At 71.4% G+C, this 17121-nt stretch carries 19 protein-coding genes; 12 read left to right on the top strand and 7 right to left on the bottom strand.

Annotated features, from left to right (window positions below):
* Positions 1 to 52 precede the first annotated feature (52 nt).
* From KME79_RS05540 to KME79_RS05525, 4 genes are all read left to right on the top strand, one after another.
* Complete coding sequence (locus KME79_RS05540) at positions 53 to 700, top strand: HAD family hydrolase (RefSeq protein WP_308248798.1); 648 nt, start codon at positions 53 to 55, stop codon at positions 698 to 700.
* A gap of 31 nt (positions 701 to 731) precedes the next feature.
* Positions 732 to 1256 (top strand): DUF6912 family protein, encoded by a 525-nt coding sequence (locus KME79_RS05535; protein ID WP_148034206.1) that lies wholly within the window; start codon positions 732 to 734, stop codon positions 1254 to 1256.
* 1 nt (position 1257) lies between these two features.
* On the top strand, positions 1258 to 1884 hold the full coding sequence (locus tag KME79_RS05530; RefSeq protein WP_219543554.1) for an HAD family hydrolase: 627 nt from the start codon (positions 1258 to 1260) through the stop codon (positions 1882 to 1884).
* 82 nt (positions 1885 to 1966) lie between these two features.
* Entirely contained in the window at positions 1967 to 2674 is a 708-nt protein-coding gene (locus KME79_RS05525; RefSeq protein ID WP_148034924.1) for an HAD family hydrolase, read from the top strand.
* A gap of 37 nt (positions 2675 to 2711) precedes the next feature.
* Here KME79_RS05525 and KME79_RS05520 read toward each other — a convergent pair whose 3' ends face one another.
* Positions 2712 to 4298, bottom strand: a complete 1587-nt coding sequence (locus KME79_RS05520) for a penicillin-binding transpeptidase domain-containing protein (RefSeq protein ID WP_219543553.1) — start codon at positions 4296 to 4298, stop codon at positions 2712 to 2714.
* 107 nt (positions 4299 to 4405) lie between these two features.
* Here KME79_RS05520 and KME79_RS05515 point away from each other — a divergent pair, with 107 nt between their 5' ends.
* The 3 genes from KME79_RS05515 to KME79_RS05505 are packed head-to-tail and all read left to right on the top strand — an operon-like array spanning position 4406 to position 8197.
* On the top strand, positions 4406 to 5323 hold the full coding sequence (locus KME79_RS05515) for a LysR family transcriptional regulator (RefSeq protein WP_219543552.1): 918 nt from the start codon (positions 4406 to 4408) through the stop codon (positions 5321 to 5323).
* Complete coding sequence (locus KME79_RS05510; protein WP_148034202.1) at positions 5320 to 6177, top strand: serine hydrolase; 858 nt, start codon at positions 5320 to 5322, stop codon at positions 6175 to 6177. Before KME79_RS05515 ends, KME79_RS05510 begins: the two co-directional genes overlap by 4 nt.
* A 58-nt stretch (positions 6178 to 6235) precedes the next feature.
* Positions 6236 to 8197, top strand: a complete 1962-nt coding sequence (locus KME79_RS05505) for an acetoacetate--CoA ligase (protein WP_219543551.1) — start codon at positions 6236 to 6238, stop codon at positions 8195 to 8197.
* On the opposite strand, the gene KME79_RS05500 is transcribed toward KME79_RS05505, so the two are convergent.
* Positions 8187 to 8744: an NADPH-dependent FMN reductase gene (locus tag KME79_RS05500; RefSeq protein ID WP_219543550.1), complete on the bottom strand. Its 558-nt coding sequence runs from the start codon at positions 8742 to 8744 to the stop codon at positions 8187 to 8189. The two genes, KME79_RS05505 and KME79_RS05500, sit on opposite strands and share 11 nt — an antisense overlap.
* Before the next feature lie 10 nt (positions 8745 to 8754).
* The gene (locus KME79_RS05495) at positions 8755 to 9651 is read right to left on the bottom strand and encodes an NADP-dependent oxidoreductase (protein ID WP_308248797.1); all 897 of its coding nucleotides are present in this window, start codon (positions 9649 to 9651) and stop codon (positions 8755 to 8757) included.
* Between the two features lie 105 nt (positions 9652 to 9756).
* Between KME79_RS05495 and KME79_RS05490 the strand changes: the two genes are divergently transcribed.
* Positions 9757 to 10704, top strand: a complete 948-nt coding sequence (locus KME79_RS05490; RefSeq protein WP_148034199.1) for an AraC family transcriptional regulator — start codon at positions 9757 to 9759, stop codon at positions 10702 to 10704.
* A gap of 108 nt (positions 10705 to 10812) precedes the next feature.
* Positions 10813 to 11442, top strand: a complete 630-nt coding sequence (locus tag KME79_RS05485; RefSeq protein WP_148034198.1) for a GNAT family N-acetyltransferase — start codon at positions 10813 to 10815, stop codon at positions 11440 to 11442.
* A 3-nt stretch (positions 11443 to 11445) separates the two neighbouring features.
* On the opposite strand, the gene KME79_RS05480 is transcribed toward KME79_RS05485, so the two are convergent.
* The 4 genes from KME79_RS05480 to KME79_RS05465 form a co-directional block, all read right to left on the bottom strand.
* Positions 11446 to 12927 (bottom strand): NADH-quinone oxidoreductase subunit NuoF family protein, encoded by a 1482-nt coding sequence (locus KME79_RS05480; protein WP_148034197.1) that lies wholly within the window; start codon positions 12925 to 12927, stop codon positions 11446 to 11448.
* A 28-nt stretch (positions 12928 to 12955) separates the two neighbouring features.
* The gene (locus KME79_RS05475; protein WP_219543549.1) at positions 12956 to 13606 is read right to left on the bottom strand and encodes a hypothetical protein; all 651 of its coding nucleotides are present in this window, start codon (positions 13604 to 13606) and stop codon (positions 12956 to 12958) included.
* Positions 13607 to 13812: 206 nt separating this feature from the next.
* Complete coding sequence (locus KME79_RS05470; RefSeq protein ID WP_219543548.1) at positions 13813 to 15249, bottom strand: DUF1996 domain-containing protein; 1437 nt, start codon at positions 15247 to 15249, stop codon at positions 13813 to 13815.
* On the bottom strand, positions 15246 to 15890 hold the full coding sequence (locus KME79_RS05465; RefSeq protein ID WP_219543547.1) for a DUF4142 domain-containing protein: 645 nt from the start codon (positions 15888 to 15890) through the stop codon (positions 15246 to 15248). The genes KME79_RS05470 and KME79_RS05465 overlap by 4 nt, the downstream gene beginning before the upstream one ends.
* Before the next feature lie 108 nt (positions 15891 to 15998).
* On the opposite strand from KME79_RS05465, the gene KME79_RS05460 reads away from it, so the two are divergent.
* The 3 genes from KME79_RS05460 (at position 15999) to KME79_RS05450 (ending at position 17097) form a co-directional block, all read left to right on the top strand.
* Positions 15999 to 16553 (top strand): sigma-70 family RNA polymerase sigma factor, encoded by a 555-nt coding sequence (locus KME79_RS05460; RefSeq protein WP_246639336.1) that lies wholly within the window; start codon positions 15999 to 16001, stop codon positions 16551 to 16553.
* Positions 16553 to 16750, top strand: coding sequence for a zf-HC2 domain-containing protein (locus tag KME79_RS05455; protein WP_148034194.1), 198 nt, complete (start codon positions 16553 to 16555; stop codon positions 16748 to 16750). The genes KME79_RS05460 and KME79_RS05455 overlap by 1 nt, the downstream gene beginning before the upstream one ends.
* Before the next feature lie 83 nt (positions 16751 to 16833).
* Entirely contained in the window at positions 16834 to 17097 is a 264-nt protein-coding gene (locus KME79_RS05450) for a hypothetical protein (RefSeq protein WP_148034193.1), read from the top strand.
* Positions 17098 to 17121: the final 24 nt, after the last annotated feature.

The raw sequence follows: 17121 nt of genomic DNA, 5'->3' as shown, positions 1-17121 counted from the left end.
CGGCGCCCGACCCTTTACTCTTTAACCTGATTTCCGTGAGTAGGGAGGCAGCGTGGTCACCGGGGTGCTGATCGACTGGGGTGGTGTGCTGACCACCAGCATGGCCGACTCCATCGCCAAGTGGATCGACGCCGACCGCATCGACGGTGAGCACTACCGTGCGGTCATGCGCGAGCTGGTCGAGGTCGCCTACAGCGGGGAGGACGAGGAGAACGCGATCCACGCCCTGGAGCGCGGCGAGCTCGACGGGGCCGCCTTCGAGCGCGACCTGGCGGCCCGCCTGCTGACGCTCGACGGCATGCCGCCCGTGGCCGAGGGCCTGCTGACGCGCATGTTCGCCGGGTTCGAACGGGCCGAGGCCATGTACGACATGCTGCGCGAGGTGCGCGGGCACGGCGTGAAGACGTGCCTGCTGTCCAACTCCTGGTCCAACACCTACGAGCGCGACGGCTGGGACGAGGTCTTCGACGCGGTCGTCATCTCCGGCGAGGTGGGCATGCGCAAGCCCGAGCCGCGCATCTTCCACCACGCGCTGGGCCTGATCGGGCAGCCGGGCGAGTCGTGCGTGTTCATCGACGACATCGAGGCCAACATCGTGGCCGCCCGCGCGCTCGGCATCGCCGGCATCCACCACCGCGAACCGGACACCACCATCCTGGAACTCGAGTCTCTCCTCCGGCTCCCGCTGCGGCGGGCATGATGGTGCCCGTGCAAGCTGCGAAAGGTTCCTGATGCGCGTCTACCTGCCGTGCACCCTGCCGGCGCTGGCCAGGGCCGTCGAGACCGGTGAGCTCGGCCCCGCCCCGCTGACCGGCTACGCGGTGACGCCCGCGCTGGTCGAGTGGTACGCCTCGGGCGACACCGAGGAGCTCGAGTACGTCGCCCTCACCGAGGCCGCCCGCGCCTCGCTGCGCATGCTCGCCGCCGATCTGGCCGACGGCGTGCACGCCGCGCCCCGCCGCGTCGTGGTGGCCGCCGAGGTGGCCGACGGGGCCATCCAGGCGAACGCCGACGTGGAGGAGAAGGGCAGGGTGCGGGTCGCCGAGCCGGTCCCGCTGGCCAAGGTGGCGGCCGTGCACGTCGACGACGAGTACGCGGTCGCCGACGTCAAGGCGGCCGTCGCCGCGCTCCCCGACGCCGACGGGGGCGACGACGACGCCCGGTTCGTCGTCGACGGCGCCGAGGCCCACGAGCTGATGTGGTACGCGACGCAGGAGATCCCCGACCTCCTGACCCTCGACCAGGCAGGCGGGTGACATGACGAAGCACATCGTGTGGGACTGGAACGGCACCCTCTTCCACGACATCGACGCCGTGGTCGGAGCCACCAACGAGGTCTTCAAGGCGTACGAGCTGCCCCCGCTCACCGCCGACGGGTTCCGCGCCGTCTACACCAGGCCCATCTGGGTCGCGTACGAGCGGATGCTGGGCAGGCCGCTGACCGAGGGGGAGTGGGAGCTGCTCGACGACGGCTTCCACGACGCCTACTACCGCCTGAGCGGCGTCTGCGGGCTGGCCGCCGACGCCGAGGTGACGCTGACCACGTGGACGGGCACGCAGTCGCTCTGCTCCATGGCGCCGCACTCCCATCTCGTGCCGAAGGTCGACTCGTTCGGCATCACCCGCCACTTCAACCGGGTCGACGGGCTGCTCGGCGTGACGGGCGGGGAGAAGGCGGCCCACATGGAGGCCCACATCGCCTCGGTCGGCGTGCGCCCGCGCGACGTGCTGGTGATCGGCGACAGCGTCGACGACGGGGTGGCGGCCCGCCACGTCGGCGCCCGCGCGGTGCTCTACACCGGGGGCATGTCGACCAGGGAGGAGCTGGAGTCGACCGGCTTCCCGGTCATCGACACGCTCGCCGAGGCGCTCGACCATACCTGAAACCGGCGGAGGGCGGCCCCGGCGGCGGAGTTGGCCGTAACCTGGCAGGGTTCGCTTTCAGGAGGCTGCCATCAACCGCTTGGTGCTGTGGAACGTCGACCTCACGCTGGTCGACGTGGCGATCGTGACCAGAGACGCCTACGCCGAGGCGTTCCGCGCCGTGACCGGGCGGCCGCTGGTCAAGCTGGTGCCGCCGATGGGCCGGCCCGACTCCGAGATCATCTTCGAGACGCTGGCCGTCAACGGCGTTGTCGCCGACGACGACCACCTGCCGCGCTTCCTCGACGCGCTGTCCGCGGCCTTCGCCGACCGGCGCAAGCGGCTGGCCAAGGAGGGCCGGATGATGGCCGGGGCCAAGGACGCGCTCAGGTCCGTGGCCCGGCTCGACGGCGCGATCCAGGCCGTGCTGACCGGCACGATCAAGAGCAACGCGGTGCTCAAGCTCAAGGCGTTCGGGCTCGACAAGTACGTCGACTTCGAGCTCGGCGGCTACGGCGAGGAGCCCTACCCGAAGGCGAGCCTGCTGCAGGTCGCCCAAGGGCGGGCGAAGGAGCGCCTGGGCGTCCCGTTCACCTCGGCCAACACGGTGATGATCGGCGACTCGGCGCGTGACGTGCAGGCGGCCCGCATCGGCGGGGCCGGGATGGTCGCGGTGGCCTCGGGGCGCGCGACGGCGGCCGAGCTGCGCGAGGCGGGGGCCGACATCGTGCTGCCCGACCTGTCGAACGCCGCCGAGGTGGTGGCGGCGGTCGCCGCCCTGACCAGCCCGATGGACCGCAAGGCGGGCTGATCAGGGCGACCAGGCCGGTCCCGAAGGCGCGGGATGATCAGCTCAGCTCACGCAGGAAACGGGCCGCGACCGGGGCCGCCACCGCGGAGCCCGCGCCCCCGCCTTCCACCACGACGGCGAAGGCCAGGTCGCCCCGGTAGCCGATGAACCACGCGTGCGAGGGCGGCTCCTTGCCCGAGCCGTACTCGGCGGTGCCGGTCTTGCCCGCGGTGCCGGGCGGGAAGCGCACGGCGTGCGCGGTGCCGTCGGTGACGACGGCGGGCATGAGGTCGCGCAGCGCGGCCACCACGTCGTCCTCCAGCGGCCGCGGCCGCAACGTGCGGTCGGGCACCGCCTCCTCGGCCACGAGCCGGGGCGGGCGCCAGGCGCCGTCGGCGATCGCGGCGGCCACCGACGCCATGTTGAGCGGGCTGGCCAGCACCCTGCCCTGCCCGATGGAGGCCGAGGCGAGGTCGGTGGCGTCCTTCGGGGCGGGGAAGTCGGCCTTGACCGCCGGCACCCCCGGGGTGATCTTCTCGCCGAAGCCGAAGCTCCGCGCCACCTCCGCCAGGCGCTCGGCGCCCAGGCCCGACACCGTCATGTCGCCGAACGTCGTGTTGCACGAGTGCGCGAACGCGTCACGGAACGACAGCGTGCCGAAGTCCTTGAACCCGGCGTTGTGGAACGGGAAGCCGCCGATGTTCTGCTCGGCCGGGCAGGACACGTCCGCGTCCGGCTCGGCCCCGCCGGCGACCAGCGCGGCGGCGGTCACCACCTTGAACGTCGAGCCCGGCGGGTACTTGCCGAGCAGCGCCCGGTTGAACCCGCCGGGCTTGTTCACCGCGGCCAGGATCTCCCCGGTGGAGGGCCGCAGCGCCACCAGCGCGGCCGGCTTGTCCACGTCCTCCAGCGCCGCGGCGCCGGCCGCGTGCACCTTCAGGTCGACCGTGATGCGCACGGGCTCCTTCTCGCGCGTCCCCGACAGGGTCTTGACCGGCTTGCCGCCTTCGTACAGCCGCACGAGGTTGCTCTTGGTCTCGGCGAACCGGTCGGGGTAGGTCTCGCGCAGCCCCGCGACGAGCTGCTGCACCGAGCCGGGGGAGCCGGGGGCGTCGACCTGGGTGCCGTCGGCGGCGAGCACCGGGGTGGCCTCGTCCTGGACCCGGATGAGCCTGATCGACCGGTTCCCGGTCAGCTCCGGGTGGAGCGCGGCCGGGCTCCAGTCGATCTTCCAGGTGCGGTCCCGCTCGACGACCTTCAGCTCCCCGCCGTACCTCCAGTCGCCCGCGCCCTGCACGGCGGCGGTGAAGCTGACCGAGCCGGTGTCCTCGGCGCTCGCGGCGAAGACACCGTTGGGCACGTGCCGCCGCAGCGTGATGTGCTCGGCCTTCAGGTCGGCGAGGAAGCGGCGGTGGCGGCGCTCGAAGTCGGCGGGCGGGTCGGCGACCAGCTCCCGCATCGCCGCGTAGTCGCCACCGCTCCACGCCGTCAGGTAGGCGTCGGCCACCTCTTCCGGCGAGCCCGTGGTGCGCAGCGCCCATACGGTCCCCGCGGCGACCACCGGCACCATGATCGCGGCCCCGATCCACGGCCACCTGCGTCTCCTGCGCCGGGGAGCGGCCTCCGGCTGCAGATATGCGTACATTTCCCCCATTTGCGAAGCCATGCGACGAGGACAGCAGAGCCCAACACAGCCTGTCCAATACTGATATATGGCCCTCATCGATATAAATCTAGATATAGTGGCTGGCCATGGACCTGGTCCGCCACCTCCGCTACTTCACCGTCGTCGCGGAGGAGCTCCACTTCGGCAACGCCGCGATCCGGCTCGGCATGGCCCAGCCGCCCCTCAGCCAGCGCATCAAGCGCCTGGAGGAGGAGCTGGGCGTGCGGCTGTTCGACCGGGGCGGCCGCCAGGTCCGGCTCACCGAGGCGGGCAGGCTGCTGCTCGGCGAGGCGAGGGAGATCGTGGCCAGGGTCGACAGGCTGCACGAGCTGGCCCGCCACGGCGAGGGCGCCGTGCTGAAGGTCGGCGTGCCGCCCGACCTGGCCGCCGCCGCGATCGCCGCCCTGGTCGAGGGCTTCCGCGAGACCAGTCCGGGCGTACGGCTCGCGCCCGCGGAGATCTGGACGGCCGACCAGGTGACGGCGCTGGCCGGCGGCACGATCGACGTGGGCCTGGTGCGCCACCCGGTGAACGCCCCCGGGCTCGGCTTCGGCCCGCTGCTGGTGCAACCGCAGGGCGTGCTGCTGGCCGAGAGCGACCCGCTGGCCCGCGCGGGCGAGCTGCACCTGGCCGACCTCGGCGGGCGCGAGCTGCTGATGCCGCCCAGAGAGGGGGAGCCCGGCATGCACGCCGAGACGCTGGCCGAGTGCCGCCGCCACGGCTACGTGCCCGGCCAGGTCCACCAGGGCGCCGGGCTGGGCTTGGTGCTGGCCGGGATGGCGGTGGCGTTCGCGCCCAGGGCGGAGGTGCCGGGCCTGGCCTGGCGGCCGCTGCTAGGCTCCCCCATCGCCTATAAGGTCTCCACGGCCTGGCGGGCGGAGACGGAGGCGGTCAAGGGCTTCTCCGCGCTGGCCGTACGGATTCTTAAGGAGCGGGCCGGGATGACGGACGAGGCGGCGGCCCCCGTGCGGCGGGTCAGCCGGAGGCCGGGGATGCTGGCATGACCGGGCCGGCGTTCGCGGAGCTGTTCCGGGTGGCGGGCGTGACCGGCTGGCTGTTCGCCGCCGACCTCGACTCCGGGCGGGAGGTCGGCCACGACCCCGACGAGTGGCTGCCGATGGCCTCGATGTTCAAGGTGGCGCTGATGGTCGAGCTCTGCCGGCAGGCCGACGCCGGGCTGCTCGACCTGACCGGCCGGGTGACCGTCACCGCCGCCGACCGGGCCGCGGGCCCCACGGGGCTGTCGGCCATGCACGACGACGTCACCATGTCGCTGCGGGACCTCGCCTACCTGATGATCGCGGTGAGCGACAACACCGCCGCCGACGCGCTGCTGTCCAGGGTCGGCATGGACGCGGTCAACGCCATGCTGGAAGGGTTCGGGTTCGAGGCCACCCGCGTGCTGATGACCGCGGGGGAGACCAACGGGAGCATGGCGGTCGACACCGGGCACGGCTGGCCGTACCTCGACCCGGAGGACCTGGCCAGGATGCGGGCGCTCGACCCCGCCCGCACCAACCGCAGCACCCCGCGCGAGCTGGCCCGCCTGTTCGGGCTGATCTGGCACGACGAGGCCGCCTCGCCCGAGTCCTGCGCGTGGATGCGCACCGTGCTCAACCTCCAGGTCTGGCCGCACCGGCTGGCCGCCGGCTTCCCGTACGACGACGTGGCGGTCAGCGGGAAGACCGGCACGCTGCCGACGATGCGCGGCGAGGCGGGCGTGGTCGAGTATCCCGACGGCGGCCGCTACGCCGTGGCGGTCATCACCCGCGCCTTCAGCGCCGCACTCAACCATCCGCGCGCCGACGCGGTGATCGGCACGGCCGCGCGTATGGCGGTGGACCACCTGAGGCGCTAGCAAGTTATGTGGGAACGCGGGTATGAATCCCGCCCGGCCTGCCGACAGGATGGGGCACATGGTTGCTGAAGGTGCACTTCTCTGGGAACCGACCGACGAGATCGTGGCCCGCGCCGAGCTGACACGCTATCTGGCGTGGCTGGGCCGCCCCGGCGAGGCGTACGAGGACGTGTGGCAGTGGTCGGTCGACCACCCGGCGGAGTTCTGGTCGTCGATCTGGGACTACTTCCAGGTGGTCGGAGAGCGTGGCGACGGGCCCGTCATCTCTGGGACGATGCCCGGCACCGAATGGTTCACCGGGTCCGCCGTCAACTACGCGGAGAACGCCCTGCGGCGCACCGAGGGCACCGCGGTCGTGTTCGTCTCGGAAGACGGCGCCCGCCAGGAGATCTCGTACGCGGAGCTGCGTGACGAGGTCGCCCGGGTGCGGGCCGGCCTGGTGCGGCTCGGGGTCGGGCGCGGCGACCGGGTGGCCGGCTACCTGCCGAACATCCCGCAGGCGCTGATCGCGTTCCTGGCGACCGCCTCGCTCGGCGCGATCTGGTCGGCCGGCTCGCCCGACTTCGGAGTGCCGAGCGTGGTCGACCGGTTCACGCAGATCGAGCCCAAGGTGCTCATCGCGGTCGACGGCTACCGCTACAACGGGAAGAGCTTCGACCGCTCGGACGCGGTCAACGAGATCGCCGCCGCGCTGCCCAGCCTGCGCGCCACCGTGTGGATCCCGTACCTCGCCGCCGCCGAGGACGGGCGGCCGCCGCAGCACGCCGAGCCCGCCAGGCCGGACACCGCCGAGGTGCCGCACGGCGAGGTGATCGGCTGGGAGGGGCTGCGCGCGGTGGCGGGGCCGCTGGAGTTCGAGCGGGTGCCGTTCGGCCATCCGCTGTGGATCCTCTACTCCAGCGGCACGACCGGGCTGCCCAAGCCGATCGTGCACGGCCACGGCGGCGTCGTGCTGGAACACCTCAAGTCGCTCTCCTTCCACCAGGACCTGGGTGAGGGCGATGTGTTCTTCTGGTACACCACGACCGGCTGGATGATGTGGAACTACCTCATCGGCGCCCTGCTGGTGGGGGCCACCCCGGTGCTCTACGACGGCTCGGCCGCCCATCCGTCGCCCGCCGCGCTGTGGCGGATCGCCGCCTCCGAGAGGGTGACCTACTTCGGGGTGGGGGCGCCGTACCTCATGGCCTCGATGAAGGCCGGGGTCGTCCCCGAAGGGCTGGAGCGGCTGCGCGGGGTCGGCTCGACCGGGTCGCCGCTGCCGCCGGAGGGGTTCGCCTGGGTGAGCGAGCGGTTGCCTGCGGTGCCGATCGGGTCGTTCTCCGGCGGCACCGACGTCTGCACCGGGTTCGTCGGGGCCACCATGCTCCATCCGATCAGGGCCGGGGTCATCCCGTGCCGGTCGCTGGGGGCGAAGGTTGAGTCCTTCGACCCCAGCGGCAAGGCGGTCGTCGGCGAGGTCGGCGAGCTGGTCATCACGGCGCCGATGCCCTCGATGCCGGTCGGGTTCTGGAACGACCCCGGCGGCGAGCGCTACCGGGAGAGCTACTTCGACGTCTACCCGGGCGTGTGGCGCCACGGCGACTGGATCAAGCTGAACGACGACGGCAGCTGCGTCATCTACGGCCGCTCCGACTCGACGCTGAACCGGGGCGGCGTCCGGATGGGCACCAGCGAGTTCTACCGGGTCGTGGAGCGGTTCGGCGAGGTGGCCGACAGCCTCGTCATCGACACCGGTCAGCTCGGGCAGGAAGGGCGGCTGCTGCTGTACGTGACGCTCGCCGACGGGGCCGACCTGACCCCCGAGGTGGAGCGGGCGATCCGCACGGCGCTGCGCAAGGAGCTGTCGCCCCGCCACGTGCCCGACGAGATCCACGCGGTGCCCGGCATCCCGCGCACGCTGTCGGGCAAGAAGCTCGAGGTGCCGGTACGCAAGATCCTGCTCGGCACGCCCGTCGAGCAGGCGGCCAACCCCGACGCCATGGCCAACCCCGAGGTGCTGCGCTACTTCACACCCTGAGCGGGCGCAGCGCCTTCGCCCACGAGCCGACCTGGTCGAGCATGACCGTGACCCGTTCCTCCTGGTGCGGACCGGGGGCCAGCACGCTCATGTTCTCGAAGTCGGTGTAGAGCGAGAGCGTGACCTGGGCCGGCACGTCGGCGATCTTGACCTGGCCGAGCACCTGCCGCAGGTGCTCGGCCGCCCGCGCCCCGCCGTCGACGCCGTAGCTGACCAGGCCCGCGGACTTGTCGCCCCACTCATGGAAGAGGAAGTCGATGGCGTTCTTCAGCGCCCCCGTGTACGAGTGGTTGTACTCGGGGGTGACGAACACGAAGCCGTCGAGCCCGGAGATCCGCTCCGACCACGCCTTCGTGTGTTCACGCGCGTACTGGCCCATGGCGGCGGGCACCGCCTCGTCCAGGTGCGGCAGCGCGAAGTCCTGCAGGTCGACCAGCTCGTAGTCCGCGTCGCCGCGCTTGACCGCCAGGTCGTGCACCCAGCGGGCGACGGTCTCGGCCGCCCGTCCGGGCCTGGTGCTGCCGATGACGATGCCAATCCTGATCACGAAGTGCTCCTCAGAAAGTGATGATGATCTTGCCGCGGATCTCGCCGGCCTCGGCCCTGCGGTGCAGCTCGGCCGACGCGGTGAGCGGGTGGGTCTCGGCGATCTCGACGACGAGCTCGCCCTTGTCGATCAGCGCCGCCAGCTCGGCGAGCTGGCCCGGGTCGGCGCGGCTGACGAAGTGGCGGGCGTTCGGGGCCTCGACCGGTGTGGCCACGGTGATGACCAGGTCGCCGAGCGGGGCCAGCGCCGCCGCGTCCGCGGGGGCCACGGCCGCCAGGTTGAGCACCACGTCCATGCCGCCGGGCAGCGGCTCCGCCGTGTAGTCGACGATCTCGTCAGGGCCCAGCCGGGCCACCGCCTCCCGGCTGCGCGGGCTCGCCGTGGCGGTCACGGTCGCCCCCGCCCGCTTGGCGAGCTGCACGGCGAACAGGCCGATCCCGCCGCCCGCGCCGTTGACGAGCACCCGCTGCCCGGCCCGGATCCCCGCCTCCTCGTACACCGCCTGCCAGGCCGTCAGCCCGGCGACGGGGATCGCGGCGGAGTGGGCCAGCGGGATGCCCTCCGGCGCGGCCGCCAGCTCGGTCTCGGACGCGACCGCGTACTCGGCGGCGCTCCCGCTCACCAGGCCGAACACCCGGTCGCCCGGCGACCAGCGGGTGACGCCCGCGCCGGTCTCGGCGACGGTGCCCGCCAGGTCCCAGCCCAGCGTGAGCGGCAGCGTCAGGTCGAGCACGTCCTTCAGATAGCCCGCCCGCAGCCCCACCTCCGAAGGGTTGAACGAGGTGGCCGCCATCCGGACGAGCACCTCGCCCGGCCCGGGAGACGGTCTCGGCACGGCCTCGTAACGGATCACGCCGGCGTCGCCGTACTCATGGATGCGCGCGGCGCGCATCAGTGTCGTGGTCACGGAATCCTCCTCTGCCGCAAGCAACGGTAGGAGGGATGGGTGCGCCTTCCAATGCGTGAATGTCTGTCGTTTATACGCGATCGTCTTCCGGGCTAGACTCACCCTGTGGACGTACTCAGCGATGTGATCGCCGGCATGCGGGTCGGGCTGCCCCACTCCGTCCGCGTCGCCTGGCACGCGCCGTGGGGTCAGAGGTTCCCCGCGATGCCCGGCTCCGCCGGTTTCCAGGTGATCCTGCAAGGGTCCTGCTGGCTGCTCCCCGACTCGGGCGAGCCGATCCAGCTCCACGTCGGCGACGTGCTCTTCTTCCCGCACGGCCATGGCTACGTGCTGGCCGACTCGCCGGCCACCGAGATCGCCGACAGCCACTGCGGTCCCGACGGGGAGATCGAGCTGTTCGCCTCCGCCTCGGCGGGCGGGTCCGGCGCGGTCACGGTGACGCTCTGCGGCGGCTACCGGCTCGACCAGACGCTCGGCCACCCGATCCTGCGCGATCTGCCCGACCTGATCCACCTGCCCGCGCGCCTGGGCGAGCAGCGGGAGCTCCGCGCGGCCGTCGACCTGCTCGCCGCCGAGATCGCCGACCCGCGGCTGGGCGCGGACACCATCGTGGCGTCCCTGCTCGACACCCTGCTCCTCTACATCATGCGCGCCTATCTGGACTTCGACGTCGAGCGCTGCACGGTCGGCCGCTGGGCCGCCGCCCTGGCCGACCCCGGCATCAGCGCCGCCCTGGAGGCCGTCCACGGCGACCCCGCCCGCCCGTGGACGGTCGCCTCGCTCGCCGAGCTGGCCGGGCTCTCCCGGGCCGCCTTCGCCCGCCGCTTCGCCACGCTGGTGGGGCAGCCGCCGCTGGGCTACCTGACCTGGTGGCGGCTCGCCACCGCCGCGCGGCTGCTGCGCTCGACCGACGCGCCGCTGAGCGAGGTCGCGCGCCGCGTGGGCTACGGCTCGGAGTTCGCGTTCGCCAACGCGTTCAAGCGCGCGCACGGGGTCGCTCCGGGCAGGTACCGGCGGGAGTCCTGCCCGCTGACACCGGCCCTTGCCGAGTGAAGTCCATCATGTACGGACGACGGGCCGCTTTTCAGCGTTTCGCGGGTTTTTGACAGTCGAGAGAAAAGCGTTCGCTGACGCGGCCTTTCGGTGGAAATATACGGAACTATGCGTAGTTGGCCGTTTTTTCGACTTTCCATCACGACGCCGCGTCTCGAACTCCGCTATCCCTCACTTGAGGACCTGGACGAGCTCGCGGAACGGGCGGCCGAAGGCGTGCACGAAGCCGGCGTGATGCCGTTCCTGTTCCCCTGGTCCGAGGCGGCCCCGGCCGAACGGGCCCACAGCACGATCCAGTACCACTTCCGGCAGTGGGGCGAGCTGTCGCCGGCCAAGTGGTCGCTGGACTTCGTGGTGGTCTTCGAGGGCCGCATCGTCGGCACGCAGGCGCTGGCCGGCCGCGACTTCACGCTCCTGCGCGAGGTGTCGTCGGGGTCCTGGCTGGGCCGCCGGTTCCAGGGCATGGGCATCGGCACCGAGATGCGCGGCGCGGTGCTCCACCTGGCCTTCGCCGGCCTGGGCGCCGAGTACGCGACCACCGAGGCGTTCGAGGACAACCACTCCTCGATCGCGGTGACCAGGAAGTTCGGCTACCACGATGACGGCATCACCCTGCACAGGCGGCAGGGCAGGCCGGTCGTCACCCGCAACTTCCGCCTGCCCCGCGCCGATTGGACCCCGGTGGAGGGGATCGAGATCCACCACCTGGGCCCGTGTCTCCCGCTGCTCGGCCTGTAGCGGTCAACCCGCCTCCGCCAGCCGCAGGGCGAGCGCCGGGCACATGTCCACGGCCCGGTTCGCCTCCTTCAGCATCCAGCCGGGCACCGTCTTGAACGACGGGAACCCGTAGTCGTCCAGCGTCACGAACTCCGGCAGCAGGTGCGCGCAGAGCCCGTGCCCCTGGCAGCGGGTCCAGTCGACGTCCAGGCGGTACTCCGGCTCGTCCTCGCGCTCAGGCAGCGGCAGCACGCCGCGCACCGGCCGCCCGCAGGAGCCGTGCTCCAGGTGGAGCGCGATGTCCTCCTCGAACGCGTCCAGCGACGACAGCACGAACCTGGCCGTGCCGTCCGGGTGGAAACAGGCCCCCCGCCGCTCCACCGCGCGCACCGAGCGGCGCACCGCGTCGATCGAGCCCGTGCCGTCCGCCAGCGCCGTCAGGCCCCTGGCCACGTCGGGCAGGCCCAGCCGGCACGGGCCGCACTGTCCCGACGACTGGGCCGCGAGATACGCGGCCACCCGGGCCGCCTCGCCGACCGGGCAGGTCGACTCGCCGAGAGGCACCACGATGCCGGCGCCCAGGCTGCCGCCCGCCTGCTTCATGCCCTCACGCGAGACGATCGCCGACATCGCGGTCCGGGAGTCCAGCCAGGCGCCGTGGTAGCCGCCGATGAGCACGCCGTCGCCGATCTCCGACTCGCACACGTCGAGCACGTCGATCAGCCTGGTGCCCGTCGGGGCCTCCACCACCGCCGGGTTCGCGGCCCCGCCGCTCACCGTCAGCAGCACGGTCCCGGGCTCCCTGCTGGTGCCCACCTTCGCGTACTGCTCGGCGCCGAGCTCGGCCAGCACCGCGAGCTGCGCGTACGTCTCGGTGTTCGACAGCAGGGTGGGCAGGCCGTCCACGCCGCTCGTGCTGGCCCGCCGCTTGCGGCCGGGCGGCACCGGCTCCAGGCCGTTGACGGCGCGCACCAGCGCGCCGCCCTCGCCGGAGATGAACCGCTCCTGCAGGCCGACGACGCGGATCCCGATGCGGCTCTCGGCGGCGCCCGCCACGTTGGCGGCGCGCCGCTCGGCCACGGCGGCGGTGATGGACGACTCGGCCACCTCGCCCGCCACGGTGGCGACCACCACCTCGCGGGCATTGAGCGCCTCCGCGGCCAGCACGGCGCCGTCCAGCACCAGGTGCGGGTTCCGGACGAGCAGCATCGCGTCCTTGGAGCTGGCGGGCTCCCCCTCGGCCCCGTTCACCAGGACCACGCACTCGCCCGAGCCGGCGGCGTCGGAGACCGCCCGCAGCTTGCGCGCGAACGGGAACGCCGCGCCGCCGCGCCCGCGCATGTCCACCTCCTCCACCTGGGCGATGATGTCGTCCAGCGTGCGGGGCACCTGGTCGCCGTGGAGCGTGCGATGCGCCGGCAGGTCCAGCCGCCTGGTGTGGTCGAGTCCGGCGGTGAGCCGGGCCGGTCCCAGCCGCAGCACGCGCGGCACCGAATGGGGGATCACGGCTTCTCCTGGTCGATCATGGGCGGGGTCATCCCGCCTCCCGGTACTTCCGCCGGGCCTCGGCGAGGCTCACCGGCGCGTTGACCCCCGCGGGCACCTCGACGGGTGCGTCACTGGCCTCGGGCGCGTCGACCCACTCCGCGGTCTGCGGCGGCCGCAGCATCGTCGCGAGCAGGCGGACGAGCAGCGCAGAGGCGACGGCGGCCAGGCAGGCGATGTACGACCAGGAGACCCAGCTCGCCGCCCACCGGCCCGCGGTGAGTCCGTGCAGGATGGAGACCGGCCAGGCCACGTAGGCGGAGGCGTGCATCAGCCGCCACACCCACGGCCTGCCGGTCACCGCGAACCTTCCCCGTACGATCCCCGTGATCACGACCACGACCATCGCGTCGAAGGCGATCGTCCCGAACCCGACGTAGATCCCCTCGACGGGGATCACGGCGGCGGCCGGCGAGACGTGCTCCAGCGAGATCATGAGCGCGACGTGCGTGAGCAGGAACGCCGTCCCGGCGAACGCGGCGGCCCGGTGCGCGAGCTGCGCGCGGACCCGGTTCGCCGGGGACAGGAAAACACGTTCGGTGGTGAGCAACCCCAGGGCCACCGTCGCTGTCAGGGACACCAGCGCCAGCACGCCCGCGTAGTACTCGAGGAAGCTCACCCCTCGGCCGAGCATCTCCATGCCGCGATCCGTCAGTGTCAGTGCGAAGACCGACAGAAGGACCGCGGCGATCGACGCGCTCGCCCCGAGCCGGATGTTCCTGGTATCCAGCTGAGTTGGGGCGTGCCGGGGGTGTCGTCTGTGGAGCATCCATTCCCTCCAAGGTCGGATGAGGGTGCGACTCGGGAGGGCCTACTCGGCCTCGTTGCTGTTCCCGGGGACGGAGGTCAGCAACGACGGCCTCGGTTGATGCAGTTCACGACGTTGGACATGAGCCGCTCCGGCATCACGTTCACGAAGTCACCGTGGTCGGTGACCGGGTTGTGCAACTGCTCGGGGAAGGCGTCGAGGGCGAACGAGGGGCCCCTCGGCACCGAGTAGGCCAGAGTCATCCGCAACTGCGGGACCGGCTGCGTGCCCTGCGGGCAGGCGCCGCTCTGGTCCGGGAAGACGATGTGCGTGCGGTGGTTGGCGCTGTCGTTGTTCTGGCCGTCCCAGCAGCTCGGGAAGTCCATGATCCGGAGGACCTGGCTGCCGCGCGGGCACAGGGGGTACTTGTCGGAGCTGATCCGGTTGGTGAAGCCGCTGCAGGACCAGCCGGCGCGGGCGTTGGCCGGGCCGTTGGTGGCCGCCTTGGCGTCGCCGGTGATGATCCGCAGGAAGCGCGGCATCGCCACGACCCGGGCGCGCGCGTTGCCGCGGAACTGCAGGGTCACCGACCGCGGACGGAGCACCTGGCCGACGTTGCGGTCGGGGTCGTCGACGTTCTCGTCGACCGTGCGGTCGCGCAGCACCGGCCAGAAGTACGTGGACTTGTCGCCCAGGCGGCACGTGGTGCCCGCGGCTTCCAGGCTCTCGTCGGTCGAGAAGGCGTCTGCCGACAGGTTGCCCACGTAGTCGTGCAGGTGGTGTGCCCCATTGCGCACTCCGGGAGCGACGATGAAGTTGTCAGGGTTGAAGTGGCCCTCACCGTTGGTGCCGCAGCGGGACACGAACGTGCCGCGCGAACCGCCTCGGCCGATGCGGGCGTCCTGCCGGCTGCGCGGGATCTGCCTGATGTCCACGAAGTCGGTCACGAACGGGCCGATGTTCAGGCAGTCCGACTCCTGGCCTCCGGTGGGCGACGGTGAGGCGGTGCTGGACGGCTGCTGACTGGGCCTGGGCCTGTTCCGGCGGCGGTCGCGGTCCTGGTCCCGGTTCCGCTGTCCGAAGGTCTCAGCGGACGCCTCAGGGTCCGCCGGCGGGTCGACGAGGGCCCCGCCCCCGTTCTGGTCCTGCTGGTCCTGCTGGGCCCCCTGGTCCTGGCCCTGCTGGTCGTTCTGGTTCTGGTTCTCCTGGTTCTGTTGCCCGTCGCCGTTCTGGTCCTGCTGGGCTCCCTGATCCTGGCCCTGCCGGTCGTCGTCCCGGCCCTGGTTCTCCTGATCCTGCTCCTGCGGAGCCTGGCTCTGCTGCGGCTGGTCCTGAGGCTGGTCTTGGGGCTGGTCTTGGGGCTGGTCCTGAGGTTGGTCCTGCGGTTGGTTCTGCTGCTGACCAGGAGGCCGCTGTTCGGTGATCTCACAGTCGGCGAAGGCCGGTTGAGCGCCGCCGACGACCACTGCGGACACCAGCCCGCCGGCCACCACCGCTAAGGCGGATATGGCCGCGGCCATGCGTCTGGATCTCATGGTTGTCTCCTCGGGTCGACCGCCGCTGGGGCGGGTGCTGCCTGTGAGGGCAACGGGGGCTCCGGAAGCTCGTCGTAATTGACCAGGCCGGTGGACTCCAGCAGCGTCATGTGCCGCATGACCACGGTCACGGCCGTCCCGGCGAACTTCCTGATCTCGGCGTTGCGGGTGCCCGCCCTCACGTTCGCCACGACGGCGAACACCTTGCCATGTGCCGCACGCAGCAGGCGGGCGAAGTCCCTGTCGAATGCCGGACCGGTCTCGGACGCCAGCTGCGCCATCCACCGTTGCTGGTCAGGGTTCGGCCGATCGGGAAGCGGGACGTTGAGCTTCGCCGCCACCCGGCGTACCTGCGCGTCCAGCTTCGTGTGGTCCTCCACGAGATGTTGCCCGACGTCCTTGACCCGCGCGGAGTCCGCGCGCTTCTGGGCCCATTGGCCGACGGGGATCTCCCAGAGGCCGGCTTGCCGCACCTTGACGAGGAAGTCGCGGTCCGCGGGCCCGAGCGGGCCCGTGGACGTCTGCGTCACCTCTGTCAGCACGGCCGTGTTCGCCTGCGGCATGACCAGGAGGATCGTGACCGCTGCCGCGAGGGCGAAGCCGCCGAACATCACTACTTCGCCACGCAAAAGCCTGTGCATGGTGGGAGGTACGCGGCCTTATCACGGCCGGTTCACCCATCCTGAGGAATAGTTAGAAATAACTGGAGTTATCGGAGTGGCTACCGGACTGATAACGAAGGTGTAAAGATGTGCCCCGTGCTGAGTCACCTCGACGGCAGGTTCGAGAGTGCTGATGCCGAGGCGGAGCACCGCATCGCGGTGCTGTACCAGGAGTTCGGCGGCCCTCTACTGCGCCATGTACGTAAGTCGACCGGTAACGATCTGCAATGGGCTGAGGATGTGGTGCAGGAGACGCTCGTCCGGGCCTGGCGCAACTCGGCCAGACTGCAGTGGGAACCGGGCCTCCTCTGGGCGTGGCTGCTGACCGTGGCCCGCCGGATCGTCATTGACGGACGTCGGCGAAAGAGTGTTCGGCCTCATGAGGTCGAGCCCCCGGAAGTCGACATGATGGCGGTGCCCGACGGCTCCGAGAGAGCGCTGTCCGCGATCGTCGTGGCGGACGCTCTGCGCAGCCTGTCGGACGAACACCGCGAAGTTATTGAGCAGACCTACCTACGGGACCGTACGATAAGTGAAGCGGCGGCGATTCTGGGGATCCCGCCGGGCACGGTGAAGTCCCGGCTCTACTACGGCATCCGGGCTCTCCGTGAACTTCTGCGGGACAAGGGGGTAGCCGGCTGATGCATGACGGGGTGGCCGCCTACGTCCTCGGCGTGCTCGATGATTCGGAGCACGAGGCGTTCGAGCGCCACCTCGAGGTGTGCGAGCAGTGCCAGGCTGAGCTTGTCGAACTGGCCGAAGTGCCGGACCGGCTCGACGAGCTCAAGCAGGCGCCCTCCGCATCCGAAGACGACCCGCCGATGTCGATGTCACGTTGACGTCTTTGCCCTTTTCGGGTGGTATCGGTACGGCGAGGCGTGCGCCCGGTTTCGCTTCACCGGGGATGTGGGGGAGGTGTGCGGTGGGCATCGACGACGATGCGACCGTCCCTCGCGACAGGCAGTTCGGTGAGGAGGGCCGCCGGTTGTCCTACGGCGGCCGCCTCCGGCTGGTCGAGCAGGTCGAGGTCCTGGGAGACGATGACGCCCCCAGGACTTTCTTGCGTTCGGGGCCGATGTCCCGCCGGCCGGAAGTTTTCAGTCCATACGGGCATGTCCGTAGTGAAATGTACTATTTCCCGCTGTCGTGGGAACTCAAAGCCTGGCTCCAACCCCGCCATGGCTAACCCTCACAAAGGAGTGAGAGCGAA

The organism is Nonomuraea harbinensis (assembly GCF_019396385.1).
Taxonomy (GTDB): domain Bacteria; phylum Actinomycetota; class Actinomycetes; order Streptosporangiales; family Streptosporangiaceae; genus Nonomuraea; species Nonomuraea ferruginea.
This window is presented reverse-complemented; position numbering and strand designations above follow the sequence as displayed.

Coding starts and splice junctions, on each gene's coding strand:
- KME79_RS05535 (WP_148034206.1), top strand. CDS start 732: ATGCGCGTCTACCTGCCGTGCACCCTGCCGGCGCTGGCCAGGGCCGTC.
- KME79_RS05530 (WP_219543554.1), top strand. CDS start 1,258: ATGACGAAGCACATCGTGTGGGACTGGAACGGCACCCTCTTCCACGAC.
- KME79_RS05520 (WP_219543553.1), bottom strand. CDS start 4,298: ATGTACGCATATCTGCAGCCGGAGGCCGCTCCCCGGCGCAGGAGACGC.
- KME79_RS05515 (WP_219543552.1), top strand. CDS start 4,406: ATGGACCTGGTCCGCCACCTCCGCTACTTCACCGTCGTCGCGGAGGAG.
- KME79_RS05510 (WP_148034202.1), top strand. CDS start 5,320: ATGACCGGGCCGGCGTTCGCGGAGCTGTTCCGGGTGGCGGGCGTGACC.
- KME79_RS05505 (WP_219543551.1), top strand. CDS start 6,236: ATGGTTGCTGAAGGTGCACTTCTCTGGGAACCGACCGACGAGATCGTG.
- KME79_RS05485 (WP_148034198.1), top strand. CDS start 10,813: ATGCGTAGTTGGCCGTTTTTTCGACTTTCCATCACGACGCCGCGTCTC.
- KME79_RS05475 (WP_219543549.1), bottom strand. CDS start 13,606: ATGGAGATGCTCGGCCGAGGGGTGAGCTTCCTCGAGTACTACGCGGGC.
- KME79_RS05470 (WP_219543548.1), bottom strand. CDS start 15,249: ATGAGATCCAGACGCATGGCCGCGGCCATATCCGCCTTAGCGGTGGTG.
- KME79_RS05465 (WP_219543547.1), bottom strand. CDS start 15,890: ATGCACAGGCTTTTGCGTGGCGAAGTAGTGATGTTCGGCGGCTTCGCC.
- KME79_RS05460 (WP_246639336.1), top strand. CDS start 15,999: ATGTGCCCCGTGCTGAGTCACCTCGACGGCAGGTTCGAGAGTGCTGAT.
- KME79_RS05455 (WP_148034194.1), top strand. CDS start 16,553: ATGCATGACGGGGTGGCCGCCTACGTCCTCGGCGTGCTCGATGATTCG.